2 protein-coding genes and 1 pseudogene are annotated in these 1,669 nt (G+C 39.1%); all 3 read right to left on the bottom strand.

Features of this window, described 5'->3' with window-relative positions; all coding sequences use genetic code 11:
* Nucleotides 1-81: 81 nt before the first annotated feature.
* Nucleotides 82-246 (bottom strand): hypothetical protein, encoded by a 165-nt coding sequence (locus ACFIL8_RS10005; protein ID WP_375613522.1) that lies wholly within the window; start codon nt 244-246, stop codon nt 82-84.
* Nucleotides 234-631: pseudogene (locus ACFIL8_RS10010) on the bottom strand (hypothetical protein). The gene ACFIL8_RS10005 and the pseudogene ACFIL8_RS10010 overlap by 13 nt, the downstream one beginning before the upstream one ends.
* On the bottom strand, nt 628-1,669 hold a 1,042-nt coding region (locus ACFIL8_RS10015; RefSeq protein WP_375689643.1), incomplete at its 5' end, for a filamentous hemagglutinin. The gene ACFIL8_RS10015 and the pseudogene ACFIL8_RS10010, both read right to left, overlap by 4 nt.

A 1,669-nucleotide genomic window follows, 5' to 3' on the forward strand; every position in this document is an offset into this window, starting at 1 on the left:
CATCCAGTGATACTTAACAGAGCTATACAACTCAACAGTTTTAAGATTTTCTTCATTATTCCCCTCTTTTAATGGATTTATTTACGATAAAAAGCTCATAAGCCTGTTGATATTTTCTGTCATCGCTTCATTAAAACAACGGTGAACAATATTGAGATGATTGGTTGAGGAAATAATCCCGCCATTCCAAGCGAAGGCAAGGATGGCGGATTGTTGATCATCACAAGAAAGACTTAAGGTTTGCATTCAGGTGCATTTTTATATTTTTTACAATAAGGGCTGTTTAAGCGCTTCTTGACACTGCGCTGTGATATGATAGCACCTGGACGACAAATGGGCAAGTTTTCGGCTTTATGATTTCCACACCAGCCTCCCCCCACATCATATTTATAGCGAAATCCTGCTTGAAGCATGCAAGCATCAATGGTTGCATTTGCATTGTAGCTGAGCTTTCTGGATCCTTATCATAAGGAGTTGGCATACCACATTCTAATAATGCTTTTGCTACCTCTGTAAAATCTGCTCCTGGCTTCTCCCATGCCCCTATAGAAGATGAGGGAGTTTTAGTAAACTGGCACCCAGCTATACTCAATAGAGTTATCGCACTTAATAATTTTAAGGTTTGTTTCATTTTTTGCTCCATGAATTAATTGAATCAATTTGTATACGGTGAGATGAACCATAATCATGTCTACATGCTCGATCCGCATTTGCATAACAAACATGAGGGCTGGGATAACTAAATAGTACTTTCTTTGCCTCTTTAACTGCGTTACTACCAAAGGGTCTCTGGTAAAAAGTAGCGGGATTTCCACCAAATACTACACCAACAAAATCATCTGTATGGTTTTCCAAGCCGACAGTGGTTTGCTTGCCATCCTTTAAGATATATAACGTATCTGCCATGTCTTGAGTATTATAAGCTGGACCAAAGAAATTAACCATTGTTTCCTTTGCTATACCGAGAACACCATGCTTTACTAAATTATATGATCCATTTCCTGCTGTTATGGTACCACGACTATGGGCATCATCATGCAATCCTGTATTGCCATAAAGATACATTATATCCTGGAATTTCTTGGTTGAATTGGTCAATCCAAAAAAAAATCTACCTTCCAGAAACTTCTGAAAAATCGCTATCCCTACTTCCACTTCCCAGTCTTCAGCTTCTGGGAAGTATGTAAAATAAAGGGGACCATGATCATTGTCAGCAAACTGGACAGTATAACGCGCAGCATCATCTGGTGAGGTAAAAATACCATTGTAAAACATATGAACCTTGCCATCAGAACCTTTTTGTAAATGTTTTTCTTCTTCTGGTGTTAAATAGTGATACAGAGGTATTTTTCTTCCATAGCTGTCTTTTATATAGTTTCCATTTTTATCTGTTGCATAGAGGACATTGCCATTTTCATCATGCTCAACCTCACCCTCAGGATATTTTTTGACATAGGCGATTTTATAAATTTTATCAAAGTATCCCAATCCTTCATCCGATAAATCATTGATCATATCTACGCGATTATGCACTACCCCCTCAAGCGGTGCGACATCTAGCTGTCCTACTGCTTGGTGGGCTGCTGCGGTGTTACGGTTGAGAGAGCCAATGATTTGTCCAGCATCTTGCCCCATCGCCGTCTGTCCAGTTATATCAGTAAGGATGATA

The organism is Bartonella sp. AP57NXGY (assembly GCF_042195805.1).
In the GTDB taxonomy this organism is placed as follows: Bacteria; Pseudomonadota; Alphaproteobacteria; order Rhizobiales; family Rhizobiaceae; genus Bartonella.